This is a genomic window from Paenibacillus piri (assembly GCF_004354045.1).
GTDB classification, from domain to species: domain Bacteria; phylum Bacillota; class Bacilli; order Paenibacillales; family NBRC-103111; genus Paenibacillus_S; species Paenibacillus_S piri.
In genome coordinates this window covers 107,287-124,241 of record NZ_SMRT01000009.1, presented here as the reverse complement: position 1 = coordinate 124,241, position 16,955 = coordinate 107,287, and the positions used below count along the sequence as shown (strand labels likewise).

Below are 16,955 nucleotides of genomic sequence, written 5' to 3'. Positions count from 1 at the left end.
CAGTTTGAAACATTTTGGCAGTGACTGCCGTCTAATTAAAGGGAAGTTTCCTTTTGTAACGGAGGGGTTATGTGCTTGCAGTCGAACAGCTTTCGCACCGGTTCCGCAACGGAAGCGAAGAAACGCCGGTGCTTCACCATATACAGTTTAAAGTTGAAAAAGGCGAAATGGTCGCCCTGCTCGGCAGCTCCGGTTCCGGCAAGTCGACGCTGCTGAACCTGATGGCCGGTTTGATGAAGCCGTCGGAAGGCAGCATCGTCATCAACAACCGCCCGATCGAGAAAATGAGCGAGAACGAGCTGGCCGAATTTCGCCGCACACATATCGGATTTATTTTTCAATCCTACGAGCTGATTCCTCATTTGACCGTGAGGGAAAACGTCGAGCTCCCGCTCGTCTTCCAGGGCGTCAAAGCAAAGCTCCGCAAAGAAAAGGCGCTCAGCCTGCTGAACAAGGTCGGCATCGGGGAGAAGAGCGAGCTGTTCCCTTCCCAGCTGTCCGGCGGGCAGCAGCAGCGCGTAAGCATAGCAAGATCGCTCGTTACCGAGCCGGCCATCGTGTTCGCGGACGAGCCGACCGGCAACCTGGATACGACAACGGAGAAGGAAATTATCGATCTGCTTATTGAATTGAACGAAACCTTATTCATTACGTTCGTAATCGTCACTCATGAGCTTGAGGTAGCGAGGCGCACGCGCCGGGTCATCCAGCTGCGCGACGGTTTCCTGGTCGAGGACGCGTCATGGGCAGGTGATGCGGAATGAAAGGCTTCGATTATTTGCGGCTGGGCTGGGATCAGCTCAGGCGCAGAATGGTCGTGACCTCGCTGTGCATCATGGGGATTGCGATCGGTTCCGCTTCGATCATCGTAGCGCTCTCCTTCGGCGAATCGATCAACCATTACAGCCGCGAGCAAATGAGCTACTTTATGAAATCGGACGAAATCACGATCCGCAGCGGCAATCCGGCCGACACGAATACATCCGACCCGAACGCCGCGAAGCCGTATGAGTTAACCAAAGCGAAAATTGATATCATTCGCGGCCTTCCGCATGTCAAAGCGATCGCAACCTTCCAAACATTGAACTCGTTTCAATTCGAAATTGAAAATAAGCGCGGCTATATCAACAGCATCTTCGCAACGCCGCTCGATACGCTCGAAGCGTTCGGCAGCGAGCTGCAGCAGGGCGGCGCAAGCGAGCTGGAAAACTCGATCATTTTAAGCTACGGCGCAACCATGGGGCTGCTCGACCGGCAGCTGGCGCAAAACCGGACACTGCAGGCGCGGTATTCGTCCGGCCGTCAGCCAGCCGACAGCTGGAAACAGCAGGCTTATATCGCTTACCCGGTTTATCAGAAGCAAATCATGTTAAAGCCGCAGGCCTACAGCCCCAACGGCGTTGAAACATCGGGCACCTCGTTTCCGTTGCGCGTCGTCGGCATCTTGAAAAAGCCCGAAGGTATCCCGGATGATTCCGTGATGAACATGAAAACCGCCTTCGTCTCGCCCGGGCTGGGCAAACGGCTGCAGGAAGCTATCGACAATATGTATACGGGCTCCGAGCTATCGTCTAACAGCGGCCAATCTCAGCAAACGTCTACAGCGGAATTCAACGAGGCGAAAGTTAAAGTCGATCTTAGCTCGAATGTCAAGGAAGTCGAGGAGCTGATCAAGAAGCTGAAGCTGTCAGCGGAAACGAATCTGCATCGCGAGGAGCAGATGCAGGGGCAGCTGGTCATCCTGCGTCTTATATTCGGAGGGATCGGCCTGTTTATTTTATTCGTCGCTTCCATCTCGATCATTGTGGCGATGACGATGTCCACGTATCAGCGAAGAAGGCAGATCGGCATTATGAAGGTGCTCGGCGCCAACCTGAAGCAAATCCGCAACATGTTCATGACCGAATCGGCGCTGCTCGGCCTGCTCGGCGGCGGATGCGGCATCCTGCTGTCCTACTGGGTCATCTGGGGCATCAACATTGCCGTCATTCAGTTTACGCCGCAGCGGCCCGGAGCACAGGCGGAAATATTGTTTATAAGTCCGTGGATTTTACCGGTCGGCTTGTTTTTCGCCGTGATGACCGGGGTTCTCTCCGGCTTATATCCGGCTGTCAAAGCATCGCGCACGGATGCATTAACCTCAATCAAGCGGGATTAGGAGATTATGACGATGAAGAAGAAATCATGGCTGCTCGGAATCGCCATCCTGCTGGCGGCCGGTACGACCGCAGCTTTATTTACATTGAGCCATAGTCCCAAGCCGCAGCCATCTATGGGGCAGCATAACGGCTCCGCTATCACGTTCAAGGTCGCGCGTGAACAATTGTCCAACACGATCGAGCTGAAGGGCAAATCCTCGTACCAGAAAGAGACGTATGTCAACGCTCCGTTCAGCGGCGATGTCCAAGCCTGGGGCGCATCCGAAGGCGCGCAGGTCAACAAGGGCGACATTTTATTCCAGTTGGACGATACCGCATTGAATGATGAAATAGCACAGCTTCAGGCGAATCAGAAAAAAAACGATATGGATATCCAAATCGCCGAATTTCAAAAAAATACGACAGGGGCATTGTCCTCGCCGGCCGACGGATTGTCAGAGATCGAAGCCAAGCAGCGGTATGCGCAGGAGAAAACCCGCGAGATGCAGACCGAAATCAACAGGCTGAGCCACGAGCATATCCAGTCCCAGCTGACGCAAAAGCTGGACAAGCGCAAGAGCGCCTCCTTTAAGGCGCCGGAAAGCGGCATCTTCCTGTTTCAGGACACGAAGGAGCCGCAATCGGTGAAAGAAAACGAGCGGATCGGCAAAATCGTCGACCTCACCAAGCTGCAGCTGATCGGGTACATCGGCGAATACGATCTGTTCCACATCAAGCCCGGCATGCCGGTGGCGGTGAAAGTCGACGCGCTCAAAAATACGACACTGGAAGGCAAGGTCGAGAAGCTGTCCAAATTCGCCAAAAGCAAGGATGAAAAAGATACGTCCCCGGCGCAGTTCGAGGTCGTGGTCTCGCTTCCGCCGAATGAGCAACTGATCGCCGGGCTCAGCTTGACGGCAACCATCGAGACGGACAAGAAACCCGACGCCCTGGTCGTCTCGACATTGGCCATCCAACGCGATAAGGACCAGTATTATGTGATGGTTTCGGAAGGCGGCCAAACCGCTCCCGTCCGCCGCGACATCAAGATCGGGTTGGAAACGCCGGACAAGACCGAAATATTAAGCGGATTGAATGAAGGCGACACCGTTATTTTGCAATAGACGGCAATGCGAGGTTGTCATTCCTTTTAAAACGGGATATAATTAACGGTAGCTCTTAGTACCAAGTCATAAATAACCCGACAAAGCGAGGCTTTGGCATCGCTGCCTTATTTCAGATGCTTTGCCGGGACCCCGTAATCGTAAATGCTTTTATTTGTAAATCCAGCTGTGAGCCTGAAGGGATGAGCCTGTTATGTATTTTGAAAATTTTAAACAGATTTTACTGGACCGCAGAAGTATTCGCCGGTTTACGGAGCAGGACGTGACCGTCGAAGATATAAAGGAATTGATTGATTGCGCCCGTTATGCGCCTAGCGATACGAATTCGCAGACATGGCAGTTTATCGCCATCATCAACCGCGAGAAAATCAAACATATCGAACAAATGACGTGGGACCAGCTTCATCAAAAGGCTGCCGAAGCGGAGCAACGCGGTTTAAGCCGAGAAGCGCGGCTGCTGGTCAAATCGTTCGGCCCTTATGCGACCGCCTTCGCGGACGCTCCGGCGTTGATTGTTTGCCTGGCCACACCGTACACATCCAAGTTCAGAGACAAAATCTTCGATCCCGTCGCGCTTGTGGACCCTTCGGTCTGGGATGAGGAAGGGATCAAAAGCAGCTGTCTGGCCGCGCAAAATTTGATGCTCGCCGCGCACGCGAAAGGTCTCGCCACCTGTCCGATGACCGGGCCGGTGCTGCTGGCCGCGGATTCGCTGCGGACCTACCTCGACATTCCCGAGGAATGTCAGATTAACATGGTCATCTCGCTGGGCCACCCCGCCGAGCAGCCGGGCAGGCTGCCGAGGAAAGAAGTGGATGACATCTTGCGAATCGTCGACTGACCGACCGCACAAGGAGCAGCGGCTGCGCCGTCCTCCAGGACCGGGCGCGTTTGTCCGGGCCCAACCCGAAAAAAGAAGCTTCCAGCCCGCCGCCACGGCGATTTGGAAGCTTCTTTTTATTCACGATCGGTTAGCCGATTCGGGCCATTTCTTCTAATATTTTACTATTCGGACAAGGCGCAGGTTAAAAAAATGCAGAAAAAAGCAGCTCGCGCAAACCGAAGTTTTCGTGAACTGCCTTTGGTTTTTGGTTGCTATGGCACTAATATATAAGAAAACTTATCAATGGGCAACCCCATCTGAAGTTTTGGGATCTTATAGCTTAATGACGTTAGCTGCTTGAGGACCACGGTTTCCTTGAGTGATTTCGAACTCAACGGATTGGCCTTCTTCAAGAGTTTTGAAACCTTCGCCTTGAATCGCGGAGAAGTGAACGAATACATCGTCGCCGCCTTCAACTTGGATAAAACCGTAGCCTTTTTCTGCGTTAAACCATTTTACTGTACCTTTCAATGAAAACAACCTCCTAGAAGTATCGCCATCTAAGGGCGAGTAGGTTAATTATAGCATCACAGACATTATAAATCAACATTCAAAAATTATCAACATCGCGCCTGTTCCCTTGTTTTACAAGGCTTAACAGCTCTCCGGACCCCGGAATGAACGGCAATCGAGATTCCATAAATTGGCATTTAGCTTCGCTTTTCAACGCCTCGAGCAGCCGGTCCATATGAGGGTAATAGTCCCATTGAAGCGATTTCAACGGGTACAACCGCACCTGACCGCCGGGGCGGCATACGCGCAGCAGCTCCCGTACCGCATGCAGATGAAATTCATAATCAAACTGTTCATTATATAAAAACAGGAAGTGGCTGCACAGCACAAGCGAAAACGTATTGTCCGCAAACGGCAGCTGCGGCAGGCCGCTCTCAACGTAGCGTCCTTTCTCCCGGTGCTGACGGTAATCGTCGATAAACCGGGATAACGACTGTTCCCGCATTTCCCGGTGATGCTCCAATGTACCGTAATAGCTCCAATCGAAAATATCGCGAAGGGCAGCCAGCTTGGCTGTCGAAACCTCGATTTCGTTAAGTCCGTGTGCGAATATGCGTTCCTCGTTCATCGCGTACATCGGGTCGGCCGCATACGCCTGCAGCCCTTTCGCATTTGCCTCCGCCGTAAAGGATGACGCGCCTGCGGCGACGTCCAGCACCGGCCCTTGCCGGGAATCAAGCTCCTCCAAAGCAAACATCTTTACATATTCGGCGAACGACCTGCAGGTCATCGCCACACCCAATTGTTCATATCCTCGTTTACTCATGCTCTTCTCTCCTCTTCTCGGCTCAACTCATCTATGGCTTGACGCCATCAGCCCGCCTCGCGGAACTTAGTGGAATAGTATCACAGCAGCCAAAAATAGACAACTGTTTTTTCAGCGCAGCCGGACGGCGCGTTTGCTGCCGTTCGACGCTATCCCCTTGATTTTCCGCTGCGATTGCGGTATGATTCAGCCGATATCTCGAAAACGAAATGGAGCCCGGCCATGATTAAAAAACATTTGATATACAAAAAAGACAAGTGGAACATGCTGACGGTTGAAGTACACGGCAAAACGCTGATTTTACGTGAAATATCCGATCAATGGGGCGAGGAATGCCACACGTTTCTGAGCAGGCCCGAAATGATGCATTGGGCGGAAGGACGTTTTTCGAAGGAAGGCTTCGACGGTACCGAGGAGGAACGGGAAACGATCCTGCAAGCTTTTAAAGAAGTATAATTTTATTCCGGCAGCTTGACTTTGGGCTTGTCCTCCTTTTATAATAAGAGCAATTACATAAGATGTCCTCCAAAGGGGAGTAGCTGTCACAGTAAAGTCGTCAGTTCGGGTGAAAGCCCCGGCTTTATTGGCAACGAAACGTTGTTAGCAAGACCTTTGCCTATTCGGTAAAGGTCTTTTTCTATTGAAATGGCCTTTACCATACCGGTAGAGGTCATTTTTATGTAAAACCAAAATTCAAAAAGGAGCTGATCGGGTATGGAGTGGTTGGATGCGGCGTTTTTTACGGCACTTTTAAGCATTATTCTCATCGACTTGGTATTGGCTGGCGACAACGCCATCGTTATCGGATTAGCAGCGAGAAACTTGCCGAAGGAATACCAGAAAAAAGCGATTATTTGGGGGACCGTCGGAGCGATCGGAATTCGCGCAGCGGCGACGCTGGCCGTTGTGTGGCTGCTGAAGCTTCCGGCATTGCTGCTGATCGGCGGCATCATCCTCGTCTGGATCGCCTATAAGCTGGTGGTGGACAAAAAGAATCACGATATTCAGGCAAAAAATAAGCTATGGCCCGCCATTCAGACGATCATTATCGCCGATGCGGTCATGGGCTTCGACAACGTGGTCGCGGTAGCCGGCGCTGCGGGGTCGAATCACGGAAGCTTCCTGCTCGTTATTCTCGGACTGCTGATCAGTGTGCCGATCATGGTTTGGGGCAGCACCTTGTTCATTCGCCTGATGGAACGGTTCCCGTGGATTCTTTACATCGGTTCGGGAGTGCTTGCGTTAACCGCGGGTAAAATGCTGGTCGGCGACCCGCTGGTTGCGAGCTTTTTCACCGCGAATCCGGTGCTCAAATGGACGCTCGTCGTCATCATTACGGCAGGTGTATTGTTAGCCGGCATTTGGCGGAAGAAGAGCGTATCGTTCGTTACGCTGAACCCGAACGGACATCTGACACTATCGCAGGAGCTGTCCGCCGAGGCGAATATTCAACCCGACGACAGCTTTAAAGTGAGCCAGGATGAAAACGGCCGGCTCGTGCTGGTCAAGGTGACGGGATAATTCAAGCTTTGCCCGTGCCAAAAAGCCTCACGCAAGCTGCATTCCCGCTGTTTCCAGATGGCGGGATGCGCAGCTTGAGCGTGAGGCTTTTTGCGCATATCGATATAACAGGATGGAGCGGGATCTTCGTGCAAGCACCGGTTCTGTATCACCCTTGCGTCCCGTATACTTGAGGAGAGTGCGTGAAATACAGAGCTTTCCGTTAAATGTCCGATTCCTTTCCGGAAAATGGCGAACAATACGATTCGGTCCGAACGATCTATGGTCCGGCGGCACGGATTCTCCGACCTTTTAAAGGGAATTGACCGTACTGCGGCGAATCTTTTTTTGATAGATAAACTTGAACTTCGGTCAAACTATCGATACTGCCGCAGACGAGGTGAAATCATACATGAGCAATTCGACTTCCATTTTAACCTTTATTATTGTTTCTTTTTGCTTCGCGCTTATTCTTGTTTTAAAAAAGGACTCTATTCCCGCCAGCGCAAGGCGTTCTCTCGCCCTGCTGGCGCTGGTGATGGTCACCTTTTCCTTCGGGCTGATCGTTTACAGCTTCTTTACGCTGCATTAGCCCGCCGCGGCCCCAAACTCCCCATGAATTTACTTCAACCCAAAATTTTCTTAACGATATAGAATTTATAAAATTTTCAGCGAAGCTAACAAATTCTATATCACAAGAAAAACTTCCGCTAAGTCGCGGTCGCTCATCCATGAATAGACTTCGATAGAAGTTTTTCTTATAATTAACCTATTATCCGGTCATACTAGGAAAAAAATTGCAGGGAGCGTGAGCTTGATGCGTTTTATTCCGTTGGTTATGACCGGCGTACTGCTGGCGGGCACGATGCTTTCAGGCTCTGCAGCGGCGGACAGCCACGACAAACCATCCAAAATAACAAGGAGGACTCCGATGAACCAAGTACTTAAACGCAAAGACGTTTCTACGGAACAAAGCTGGAAGCTGGAGGATCTATTCCCCAACCAGCAGGCATGGGACCAAGAGTACCAGCACGTGAAGGATGCTTTGAAGAAAGTAGCCGCATTCCATGGCAAGCTCAAGGACCCTGCAGCGATCAAGCAGTGCTTTGAACTGGAAGACTCCATTTCCTTGCAAATGGAACGGCTGTACGTTTACGCCAATATGAAGCATCATGAAGATACGGCGGAGCCGACCTACCAGGCATTATCCGACAAAGCCAAAAAGCTCAGCGTCGAAAGCGGCGAGGCCTTATCTTTCATTTCTCCTGAAATTTTAAGCTTGTCCGACGAGCAGCTGAACAAGCTGGTCGGCGATCCGGAGCTCACCTTCTACAAGCGGACGCTGGAGGAAATGATCCGCGAAAAGCAGCATATTTTATCCAAGCAGGAAGAAGCTTTGCTGGCCCAGGTCGGCAATCTGTCGCAAGCGCCGGGCACCATATTCAGCATGCTGAATAATGCCGATTTGAAATTTCCGAAGGTCAAGGACGAACAAGGCGAGGAAGTTGAACTGACTCACGGCCGTTATATTCAATTTCTGGAAAGCCGCAACCGCGATGTCCGCAAAAATGCATTCCAGGCCATGTACGATACCTACGCCAAAAATAAAAACACGATCGGCGCGACACTGGCCGCCAATATTACGAAAAACATTTTTTACGCCAAGGTGCGCAAGTATCCTTCCGCTTTGGAAAAGTCGCTGTTCAGCGATAATATTGATAAAGAAGTGTATACCAACCTGATCGATACGATTCATGAATCGCTGCCGTTGATGCACCGTTACATGGCGCTGCGCAAAAAGCTGCTGAAAGTCGACGAATTACATATGTACGACCTGTTTGCTCCGCTGGTGGACGAATACAAGATGGATATTACGTACGATCAGGCGAAAGCAACCGTGAAGGATAGCTTGAAGCCTCTCGGTCAAAACTATTTGCAAATTTTGCAGGAAGGCTTTGACAACCGCTGGATCGATGTGTACGAGAACGAAGGAAAGCGCAACGGCGCATACAGCTGGGGCGCGTTCGGTACGCATCCGTATGTGCTGCTCAATCATAAGGACAATTTAAACAGCATGTTTACGCTGACGCATGAGATGGGCCATGCGATTCATTCCTATTTGTCGGATGCGAACCAGCCTTACCGCTATGCGCAGTATACGATTTTCCTGGCGGAAGTGGCTTCCACGCTGAATGAAGCGCTGCTGATGGACTACATGCTGAAAAAATCGACCGATCCGAAGGAAAAAATGTACCTGTTGACGTATTACATGGATCAGTTCCGCACGACCGTGTTCCGGCAGACGATGTTCGCCGAATTCGAAAAAATTACGCATGAAAGAACGGAGAAGGGCGAATCCCTCACTCCGCAGGATTTGAGCAAAATTTATTACGACCTCAACCTGAAATATTACGGCAAGGATATGGTGGTCGATCAGGACATCGAGATGGAATGGGCGCGGATTCCTCATTTTTACAACAGCTTTTACGTATACAAATACGCAACCGGCTTCTCCGCGGCGACCAGCTTCGCCAAACAAATTTTGGAGGAGGGCCAGCCAGCGGTCGATCGTTATCTCGGCTTCTTGAAAAGCGGCGGCAGCGACTATTCGATCAACATTTTGAAACGCGCCGGCGTCGATATGTCTTCTCCGGAACCGATCAAGCAGGCGATGGAAGTGTTCAAAGGCTTGCTGCAGCAAATGGAACAACTGGCTCAATAAAAGCTTCTGATCGAAGCTTTTCTAAACACAACACACAAGCCCGGGGCGCGCCCCGGGCTTGTGTGTTGTGAACAGAGCTTTATTTCGTTGCAATCAGCATAAACCGACTGGCATTCGTTTGAATCCCTTTCTCGGTTTGATTCGCGTCGATAAACGACCGAAGCACGCTGAAATCATGTTCGTCGCGGCCAAAATCGGGTATGATTGGCGTATGCATCAGCAGAAACAACAAGTCCTCATACGTTGCGTAATATTCAACTGCGTCATATTCAAACGATTGGATATCCGAAAAACCGGCTTCTTGCAATTCTGTTATATATTTATTTTTCAGCGTCCCGTCGGCATCCGTATGCTGGCCCCTGCCAAACGCTTGCGCAAGATTGCGTTTATCGCTCTCTCCGACCTGCTGCGTAATAAAGACCCCGCCGCTAACCAACAATCGGGCGATTTCCCCGGCGCAAAACGGAGCATGACGGCAGGCCGCCACATGAAACAAACCATCCGGGAACAGGAGATGTTCCGAGTCCATTTGGAAAAACCGCACGTTCGCCGCATTCGCGCTTTGTGCATTCCGTTTCGCCGTTTCGATCATGCCGGCCGACCGATCGATTCCGATCAGCAGCAAGGCAGAGCCGGCGATCGTTAGCAGCCCTTCCCCTCCTCCCGTCCCCACATCGAGCAGCAAATCGGCTGTACCGCATCTGCGGGCCACTTCGTCATAATAATTCCAGGCAACGCCCTCGGAGCTAACTTTAAGCCGGCTGAAATTCCAGCCGTTCACGCGTCCGACCGCTTCGTAAAATTGATTAGTTGCCGATTCATTCGAACTTTTCATTTGTCCCCACTTTTCCGGTAAGTTTTTACGGTTTCCAGCATCGTCCAGCCACTTTATGAGGCTGACGCGAACGGTATCATCCCATATCGGACCTCGGCGCACTTCCCGGTAGCCCAGCTTCCAATTAAGCGCAACAACATGGTCATTCGCTTCCTCGGTATGCGTGTATATGACATCGATATGACGATCGCGGGCTTCCTCCTCCAGCTTCAGTTTGAGCCGGGTCGCCAAGCCTGACCTGCGATAGCCGGGATGGACCCATAATCCGAAAATTTCAATGAATCGGCCATCGTTTGGAAACCAGCTGCGATCTAGTTCATGGAAAATGGTTTTCCATGGATACTCTGCATCTCGATTGGCTATAGAGTACATGATCATGCCCACCCGTTCGTTCACTCCCGAAGCTTCAAACACAAATGCGCCTTTATAGTCGTCGGTGAGATAGCGTTTTATTTTGGCGCGATGCTCGGCCAGCTCCTGCTGCGTCATTTCCACTAGGTCTGAAGCTGTGTAACCGTCATTTTTCAAATCGATTCGTATTAAAAACTCCAGATCGGCGAGTCCCGCTTTGCGCATAGTAAGCATTTGAATCCATCACCTGCCATTTATCCCTATTGAACGCGGCTTTGTCCAGCCGGCTGAATTAATATCATTTTACCATAATTCCCCATTGGCTAAGCCGTATTTATTGATTATAAAATTTTCCTCCGCTTGCTGTAACATATCGGCCGCCTCCTTCGTTAGAAGAAATGATTGGAAACATTGTACAAAATGGTTCGGGAGGGGTTTGTAATGAAGAAAGTGTTACCGCTCGCATGTCTTCTTGCCGTTACCTTATTCTCATCAGGCGCTTCGATGCCCTCTGCGGCGACGGAAATACAGCCGGAAATCGGGTTAAGCCTGAACGGGCAAGCCGTCGCTTTCAGCTCCAGGCCGGTAATGGAAGGCAATTCGATCATGGTGCCGCTGCGCGATTTATCGGAAGCGTTGGGCGTTCAGGTCGACTGGAACGAGGGAGGACAGACGGCTTCCGCCGCAAAAGGCGAACGCAGCATCAAGCTGACGCTGGATAGCGTTCAGGCGACGCGCGGCGATCAGCCGGTTACGCTGGAAGCCGCGCCCAAGCTGGAGGATGGCAAATTGTTCGTACCGCTTCGTTTCTTCAGCGAATCGTTTGATTTTAACGTGTATTGGGACGGTATGAACAAAACGGTCGCTATTTATGATGCGGATCAGAGCTTGCCGACTGTCGGTTCCATTGAACATATGGTGGAATTGCTCAAAGAATCCGGCGCTTCCGACAATTTGACGATGAAAGCAGTAGCCATGCCTGCTATGAAGGAAAAATCGTCGGCATCCGTAACGTCGGACAGCGCATCCGCCTCTACCCCGGCCGCTGCAATGCGGGAACAGGCGCAGACGGAAGCGAAAGCGAATGTCAAGGCTGAATATTCCGAAACAAATGTGCAGGTCGAGGGCGTCGATGAAGCCGACATCATTAAAACGGATGGAAGCTACATCTATCAAATGAATAAAAATCGCGTCATCATTACAGCGGCTTATCCCGCCGACCAAATGAAGGTGGTCCAAACGGTCGCTTTCGAGGATAAAAGCTTCCGCGCGAGCGAGCTGTATATTGACGACAAGTATATGGTTGTAGTCGGAAGCACCGCCTATCGGAACGACGACAGAGCATACCCTGCCCAAAGCGGTCCCGCTGCCCCTGCATCCGTTCAATCGTCCGAACAGCGTTCCGTCAGCTCGCCTGCGGCTCAGAAAATGATCATGCAGCCGATCGGCAGCGTTGTTTCGACGACGAAGGCAATCGTATATGAGCTGGGCGACCGCACCAACGTGAAAAAAATCCGCGAAGCCGAGCTGGAAGGGCATTACGTCTCGTCGCGCAAGGTCGGTTCCTCCCTTTATCTGGTGGCAAACAAAGGACTTAACGTATATCCGCTGCTGCGCAAAGAAAGCTCGGCCGAGGAACGGCAGAAAGCCGCTGCGGAAGCAGTACCTTCCTATCGGGATTCAGCCTCGGGCAGCGAAGCGTTTGTAAAAATAGGCTTTGAGGATATCCGTTATTTCCCGAAATCCGTGCAGCCTAATTATTTGATGGTAGCCGGTCTTAATCTCGATCAGCCTGAGCAAAAAATAGATGTCACAAGCTATCTGGGCTCCGGAAATCAAGTGTACGCTTCACAGAAGCAACTGTATGTGACGACGGAAGAATACACCTCGGTCGTGCAGCCTATGGCCGAATCCGAGTCGATTGCCGCCCCGAAAAAAATACGTATCGGCCCGAGCGAAACGAACAGCGTTATTTATAAATTCGCTATGGACCAAGGCAAGGTGCTTTACACCGGACGCGGAAAAGTGCCGGGAAGAGCGTTGAATCAGTTTTCCATGGACGAGTACAACGGCTATTTCCGGATCGCAACGACAAAAGGCTTCGCCGGCATGGAAGGCGAGTTCACCTCCAAAAACAATATGTACGTGCTGGATGATGCGATGAACATTGCCGGAAAAATCGAGGATATCGCACCGGGCGAGCAAATTTATTCCGTTCGCTACGCCGGAAACAGAGCATATATGGTCACCTTCCGAACGGTAGACCCGCTGTTCGTCATCGACTTGAAGGAACCGCAGCAGCCAAAAATATTAGGAAAGCTGAAAATACCAGGCTACAGCAACTATTTGCATCCATATGATGAAAACCATCTGATCGGTTTCGGCAAGGATGCGGTCGAAGTGACGAACAATTACGGCAGCGGCGAAAATCAAAACACGGTCGCGTATTATCAAGGTATGAAAATGGCCATGTTCGACGTCAGCGATGTCGCCAATCCGAAAGAGCTGTACAGCGAAACGATAGGCGGCCGAGGCACTGAATCCGAGCTGCTCCATAATCATAAGGCGCTGCTGTTCTCGAAAGAGAAAAACCTGCTCGCATTCCCGGTCACCGTCAGAGAGACAAATTCGGCGAACGGCACGGCGTCTAAAGCGGATGCGGCTTCGCAGTACGGCCAATTCGCATTCCAGGGAGCTTATGTGTACAACATCGATTTGAGCGGAGGTTTTAAGCTGAAGGGAAAAATTACGCATCTGACCAGCGACGATTATATGAAAGCCGGTCAGTATATGGGTCCCGTCGGGCGCAGCATCGAACGAATTTTATACATCGGCGACATTTTGTATACCGCCTCGCAGCAAGTACTGAAAGCGACGGACGCGTCTTCGATGCAGGACGTTAAATCCATTGACCTGCCATAATCTCATCGTCATATAACGACCCGCTTCCCCCGGCTATGTTACCGGATAGGGACAGCGGGTTGTTTATGGTTTCAGACGGCTGTGCCGTTGTTTCATGCGGCCTGAAAAAGGTTAATGATCGATGAGTAAGCATACTGGAGGTAAGGCAATTGGTTACCGGAATTCTTGCCGTCTCATTTCTTATCGTACTTGGCGCGCTGGGCTTGTTGATCTGGGTTATGAACAAAACCGACCCTCGCTAGAACGGCGGGCGTTATTAACTAACCATCCACACATACAAACCCAGGCAGACAGCACCGCCCAATAATGAGCTGATCATATTCACGGCATCGTTAGTCATAACGGGAAGGCCGCGAATTCGAACCGCCGGCGAATCGCAGTGGCGGTTTTTTTCTATGTCTTTGCCACATACCCGGCAGCGGTACATAACCTGCAGGACAGCCCCGAGCCATGAATCGGCCAGCGAGCCTAGCAATCCCCCGGCTGCGCCCAGCAGCAGAAGGGCGCCCAAGCCGTAAAGCCAGGTCGACGAAAGCTCGGCGATTGCCGTTCCGGCCAGTCCCCCGCCGCCCCCCCAGCGGACAAATATCCACCCTGAGGCGCCGATGATCAAGCCGCCGCCCAAAGATGCGGCCAGTCCTAACCATGTAACGCCGCCTGACGTTCCGGCCGGCACCTTGCGGCCAGTGACGATTGATCGCGGGAGCTGACGGCTGGAGCCGCCAATTTCGGTCGCCCATGTATCCGCGTTGACGGTCGCCATCACGCCTATGTAGGCCGCCCACCATAACGGGTGCGGCCATAAGCTGCCGCCGATGCAGAGCAGCATGCCGATGCCGCCGTTCGCGAGAACCTGGCCCGCATCTCTGCGGCCGGACTTCGCATAGCCCTCCTCTATGACCGCTTTCTGTTTATGCCTCCACTTGGTCAAAGCGGTTGACGTAATAAAGAACACGAGCAGCGTGCCGTACCAAGGCAGCCCGCCCCACGCATACAAAATCGTTCCGACTGCAACCGCCGCCGCGGCGCCCGAGCCCGACAGCGACCTTTTCGCATAAGCGGCTCCGGCGATCAGCAGGCTGGCCGTCAGCCCTATGCATACATCGACCCACATTCCGGTTCCCCATTCCTATAGGTTTCGATAAAATCCAACAATAAATTTATTTACAGCCTACAGCCATTATAATATGATTTTCTTATGATGAAAAACGGCTAATCCATAGGGGGACAATTTGTGCACGAAACTCACCAATTAGGAATGCGCAAGCTCAAAAAGGATTTACAGCCTCAAGAAATGCTTCGAATTATATTCGAATATGCCGCGAAAATCGCCAATGAACGCCGCCTGGATCATCTGCTTATGCTGATGGCCGATATGGGACGCGAAATGATCGTTTCCGACCGTTGTACGGTATGGCTGCTGGATAAGCAAAAGAATGAAGTTTATTCAACGGTTGCCCACGGCGTTCCTCCGCTGCGCATGCCCGGCAGCGCAGGCCTGGTCGGTCATTCCATCGCCACCGGCAAGCCTATATTCATCGATGACGCCTACCAAAACATCGAGTTCAAGGACGTGCTGGAAAGCGGCGCCATCGCCATGGACAAAAAAACCGGCTACCGGACGAAATCGCTGATGGTTATTCCGTTTCGCAACAACGAAGGCGAAATTATGGGAGCTTATCAAGCGGTCAACAAGCTGACGGAGCAGGAGCAATTTTCCGTCAAAGATTTGGAGCATCTCTCGCTCGCGGCCTCCTACGCCGGGAAATCGCTCGAATCTGCGCTGCTCTCTCATGAAATCGAGGAAACGCAGAAGGAAATTATATTTACAATGGGCGAAATCGGCGAGAGCCGTTCCAAGGAAACGGGAAATCACGTCAAACGGGTGGCGGAATACTCGTATCTATTAGCGCTCGGCCTCGGAATGAGCGAGGAGGAAGCCGAGCTGCTGAAGATCGCCTCGCCCATGCACGATATCGGAAAGGTCGCCATTCCCGACGCCGTACTGAAAAAACCGGGCAAGCTGACCGACGAAGAATTCGATATTATGAAATCCCATACGGAGATCGGCTACGGGCTGCTCAAAAACTCCAAGCGGCGCATTTTGACTACGGCAGCCATCGTCGCCCACCAGCATCACGAGAAATGGAACGGACGCGGTTACCCGCAAGGCTTGAAGGGCGAAGAAATACATATATACGGCCGGATTACGGCAATCGCCGACGTGTTTGATGCGCTTGGAAGCGCTCGGGTATATAAAGCCGCCTGGGAGCTGGACCGCATTTTGAATTTATTCAAAGAAGAACGCGGCGAGCATTTCGATCCGCAGGTCGTCGACGCGTTCATCGAACAGCTGCCGAAAATTCTCGAAATCCGCGAGCAATACTCGGATATTGCACTTGGCTGAAGCCGAGCCAGACTGGATGCCATGCGAGTTTGTTTCTCTCCATGCAAACAGACAGGAGGCGCTGCATAAAGCGGCGCCTCCTCTTCTATTATTTCAGTTCTACCGTAAATGCTCCGAACAATTCCTCGCCCCATAACAGCTCCAGCCGGTCGCCCGACTTCAAAGACGCTACGCCTGCAGGCGTTCCGGTATAAATAATATCGCCTTTACCCAAGCCAAAATGCTCCGCAATATAATCGATTATTACCTGAAGGTTGAAGATCATGTCGTTAATATTGCCGCGCTGAACTTCCTCCCCGTTTTTGCGAAGTGAAAATTCCGTCTGTTTAACGGACTCGAAGCCGGTGAACGGACGAAACTCCGAAATCGGCGCCGAATTCAGGAAGCCCTTGGCCGGCAGCCACGGGTGCCCCTTTTTCTTAATGACCGATTGTACGTCGCGCAGCGTTAAATCAATACCGAGCGCCATTTGGTCCACCAGCTCGTCGACCTGGGCACCGGGCTTATAATCTTGGCCGATATGAAGAACAAGCTCCGTCTCATAATGGACCTCGCCGCGATTGCCGGGAAGTCCGATCGTTTGACCTTGAATCCCGACCAGCGAATGTGTCGGCTTGATGAAGATCATCGGTTCCTCCGGCACATCGTTCCCCAGCTCGGCCGCATGAAGACCGTAATTGCGTCCAACGCAATATATATTGCGAATCGATTCCATGATGCTCATCCTCCAGATGATAAAATAATAATGAATTGAAAACGTGTAACCTATCCTCACATTATAAGCCATCTTGATT

At 51.6% G+C, this 16,955-nt stretch carries 15 protein-coding genes and 1 pseudogene; 10 read left to right on the top strand and 6 right to left on the bottom strand.

Annotated elements, in window-relative coordinates:
* Positions 1 to 71: 71 nt before the first annotated feature.
* The 4 genes from E1757_RS19095 to E1757_RS19080 all read left to right on the top strand — a co-directional run bounded on the left by E1757_RS19095 (position 72) and on the right by E1757_RS19080 (position 4,103).
* Entirely contained in the window at positions 72 to 764 is a 693-nt protein-coding gene (locus E1757_RS19095; protein ID WP_133231011.1) for an ABC transporter ATP-binding protein, read from the top strand.
* On the top strand, positions 761 to 2,158 hold the full coding sequence (locus E1757_RS19090) for an ABC transporter permease (protein ID WP_133231009.1): 1,398 nt from the start codon (positions 761 to 763) through the stop codon (positions 2,156 to 2,158). The genes E1757_RS19095 and E1757_RS19090 overlap by 4 nt, the downstream gene beginning before the upstream one ends.
* Before the next feature lie 12 nt (positions 2,159 to 2,170).
* Positions 2,171 to 3,262 (top strand): efflux RND transporter periplasmic adaptor subunit, encoded by a 1,092-nt coding sequence (locus E1757_RS19085; RefSeq protein WP_133231007.1) that lies wholly within the window; start codon positions 2,171 to 2,173, stop codon positions 3,260 to 3,262.
* A gap of 193 nt (positions 3,263 to 3,455) precedes the next feature.
* Complete coding sequence (locus E1757_RS19080) at positions 3,456 to 4,103, top strand: nitroreductase family protein (protein WP_133231005.1); 648 nt, start codon at positions 3,456 to 3,458, stop codon at positions 4,101 to 4,103.
* A 315-nt stretch (positions 4,104 to 4,418) separates the two neighbouring features.
* Here E1757_RS19080 and E1757_RS19075 read toward each other — a convergent pair whose 3' ends face one another.
* Together E1757_RS19075 and E1757_RS19070 are read right to left on the bottom strand one after the other, a co-directional pair.
* The gene (locus E1757_RS19075; protein WP_079908601.1) at positions 4,419 to 4,616 is read right to left on the bottom strand and encodes a cold shock domain-containing protein; all 198 of its coding nucleotides are present in this window, start codon (positions 4,614 to 4,616) and stop codon (positions 4,419 to 4,421) included.
* A 79-nt stretch (positions 4,617 to 4,695) separates the two neighbouring features.
* Positions 4,696 to 5,424, bottom strand: a complete 729-nt coding sequence (locus tag E1757_RS19070) for a methyltransferase domain-containing protein (protein ID WP_133231003.1) — start codon at positions 5,422 to 5,424, stop codon at positions 4,696 to 4,698.
* 222 nt (positions 5,425 to 5,646) lie between these two features.
* On the opposite strand from E1757_RS19070, the gene E1757_RS19065 reads away from it, so the two are divergent.
* The 4 genes from E1757_RS19065 to pepF all read left to right on the top strand — a co-directional run bounded on the left by E1757_RS19065 (position 5,647) and on the right by pepF (position 9,646).
* Positions 5,647 to 5,880, top strand: a complete 234-nt coding sequence (locus E1757_RS19065) for a hypothetical protein (protein WP_133231001.1) — start codon at positions 5,647 to 5,649, stop codon at positions 5,878 to 5,880.
* Positions 5,881 to 6,138: 258 nt separating this feature from the next.
* Positions 6,139 to 6,945: a TerC family protein gene (locus E1757_RS19060; protein ID WP_133230999.1), complete on the top strand. Its 807-nt coding sequence runs from the start codon at positions 6,139 to 6,141 to the stop codon at positions 6,943 to 6,945.
* Between the two features lie 391 nt (positions 6,946 to 7,336).
* Positions 7,337 to 7,516 carry a hypothetical protein gene (locus E1757_RS19055; protein WP_133230997.1) on the top strand — a complete coding sequence of 60 codons (180 nt, stop codon included), beginning with the start codon at positions 7,337 to 7,339 and terminating at the stop codon, positions 7,514 to 7,516.
* 339 nt (positions 7,517 to 7,855) lie between these two features.
* A complete protein-coding gene (pepF, locus tag E1757_RS19050; RefSeq protein ID WP_181956670.1) occupies positions 7,856 to 9,646 on the top strand; it encodes an oligoendopeptidase F in 1,791 nt (596 codons plus the stop codon).
* Between the two features lie 79 nt (positions 9,647 to 9,725).
* Here the strand turns inward: pepF and E1757_RS36545 are convergent, their stop codons facing one another.
* Both E1757_RS36545 and E1757_RS36540 read right to left on the bottom strand, forming a co-directional pair.
* Positions 9,726 to 10,481 carry a class I SAM-dependent methyltransferase gene (locus E1757_RS36545; protein ID WP_246079311.1) on the bottom strand — a complete coding sequence of 252 codons (756 nt, stop codon included), beginning with the start codon at positions 10,479 to 10,481 and terminating at the stop codon, positions 9,726 to 9,728.
* A 120-nt stretch (positions 10,482 to 10,601) separates the two neighbouring features.
* Positions 10,602 to 10,970: pseudogene (locus E1757_RS36540) on the bottom strand (GNAT family N-acetyltransferase); the annotation flags it as partial.
* Positions 10,971 to 11,273: 303 nt separating this feature from the next.
* On the opposite strand from E1757_RS36540, the gene E1757_RS19040 reads away from it, so the two are divergent.
* Positions 11,274 to 13,754: a beta-propeller domain-containing protein gene (locus E1757_RS19040; protein ID WP_133230991.1), complete on the top strand. Its 2,481-nt coding sequence runs from the start codon at positions 11,274 to 11,276 to the stop codon at positions 13,752 to 13,754.
* Positions 13,755 to 14,010: 256 nt separating this feature from the next.
* Here E1757_RS19040 and E1757_RS19035 read toward each other — a convergent pair whose 3' ends face one another.
* On the bottom strand, positions 14,011 to 14,868 hold the full coding sequence (locus E1757_RS19035; protein WP_133230989.1) for a DUF92 domain-containing protein: 858 nt from the start codon (positions 14,866 to 14,868) through the stop codon (positions 14,011 to 14,013).
* Between the two features lie 120 nt (positions 14,869 to 14,988).
* On the opposite strand from E1757_RS19035, the gene E1757_RS19030 reads away from it, so the two are divergent.
* Positions 14,989 to 16,161, top strand: coding sequence for an HD domain-containing phosphohydrolase (locus tag E1757_RS19030; RefSeq protein ID WP_246079295.1), 1,173 nt, complete (start codon positions 14,989 to 14,991; stop codon positions 16,159 to 16,161).
* Between the two features lie 88 nt (positions 16,162 to 16,249).
* On the opposite strand, the gene E1757_RS19025 is transcribed toward E1757_RS19030, so the two are convergent.
* On the bottom strand, positions 16,250 to 16,876 hold the full coding sequence (locus tag E1757_RS19025) for a fumarylacetoacetate hydrolase family protein (RefSeq protein ID WP_181956666.1): 627 nt from the start codon (positions 16,874 to 16,876) through the stop codon (positions 16,250 to 16,252).
* Between the last annotated feature and the right edge of the window lie 79 nt (positions 16,877 to 16,955).

Bases quoted from the DNA above. Each gene is read 5' to 3' on its own strand.
- E1757_RS19080 (WP_133231005.1), top strand. From the start codon at position 3,456: ATGTATTTTGAAAATTTTAAACAGATTTTACTGGACCGCAGAAGTATT.
- E1757_RS19035 (WP_133230989.1), bottom strand. From the start codon at position 14,868: ATGTGGGTCGATGTATGCATAGGGCTGACGGCCAGCCTGCTGATCGCC.
- E1757_RS19070 (WP_133231003.1), bottom strand. From the start codon at position 5,424: ATGAGTAAACGAGGATATGAACAATTGGGTGTGGCGATGACCTGCAGG.
- pepF (WP_181956670.1), top strand. From the start codon at position 7,856: ATGAACCAAGTACTTAAACGCAAAGACGTTTCTACGGAACAAAGCTGG.
- E1757_RS19065 (WP_133231001.1), top strand. From the start codon at position 5,647: ATGATTAAAAAACATTTGATATACAAAAAAGACAAGTGGAACATGCTG.
- E1757_RS19040 (WP_133230991.1), top strand. From the start codon at position 11,274: ATGAAGAAAGTGTTACCGCTCGCATGTCTTCTTGCCGTTACCTTATTC.
- E1757_RS19055 (WP_133230997.1), top strand. From the start codon at position 7,337: ATGAGCAATTCGACTTCCATTTTAACCTTTATTATTGTTTCTTTTTGC.
- E1757_RS19060 (WP_133230999.1), top strand. From the start codon at position 6,139: ATGGAGTGGTTGGATGCGGCGTTTTTTACGGCACTTTTAAGCATTATT.
- E1757_RS19025 (WP_181956666.1), bottom strand. From the start codon at position 16,876: ATGGAATCGATTCGCAATATATATTGCGTTGGACGCAATTACGGTCTT.
- E1757_RS19085 (WP_133231007.1), top strand. From the start codon at position 2,171: ATGAAGAAGAAATCATGGCTGCTCGGAATCGCCATCCTGCTGGCGGCC.
- E1757_RS36545 (WP_246079311.1), bottom strand. From the start codon at position 10,481: ATGAAAAGTTCGAATGAATCGGCAACTAATCAATTTTACGAAGCGGTC.
- E1757_RS19090 (WP_133231009.1), top strand. From the start codon at position 761: ATGAAAGGCTTCGATTATTTGCGGCTGGGCTGGGATCAGCTCAGGCGC.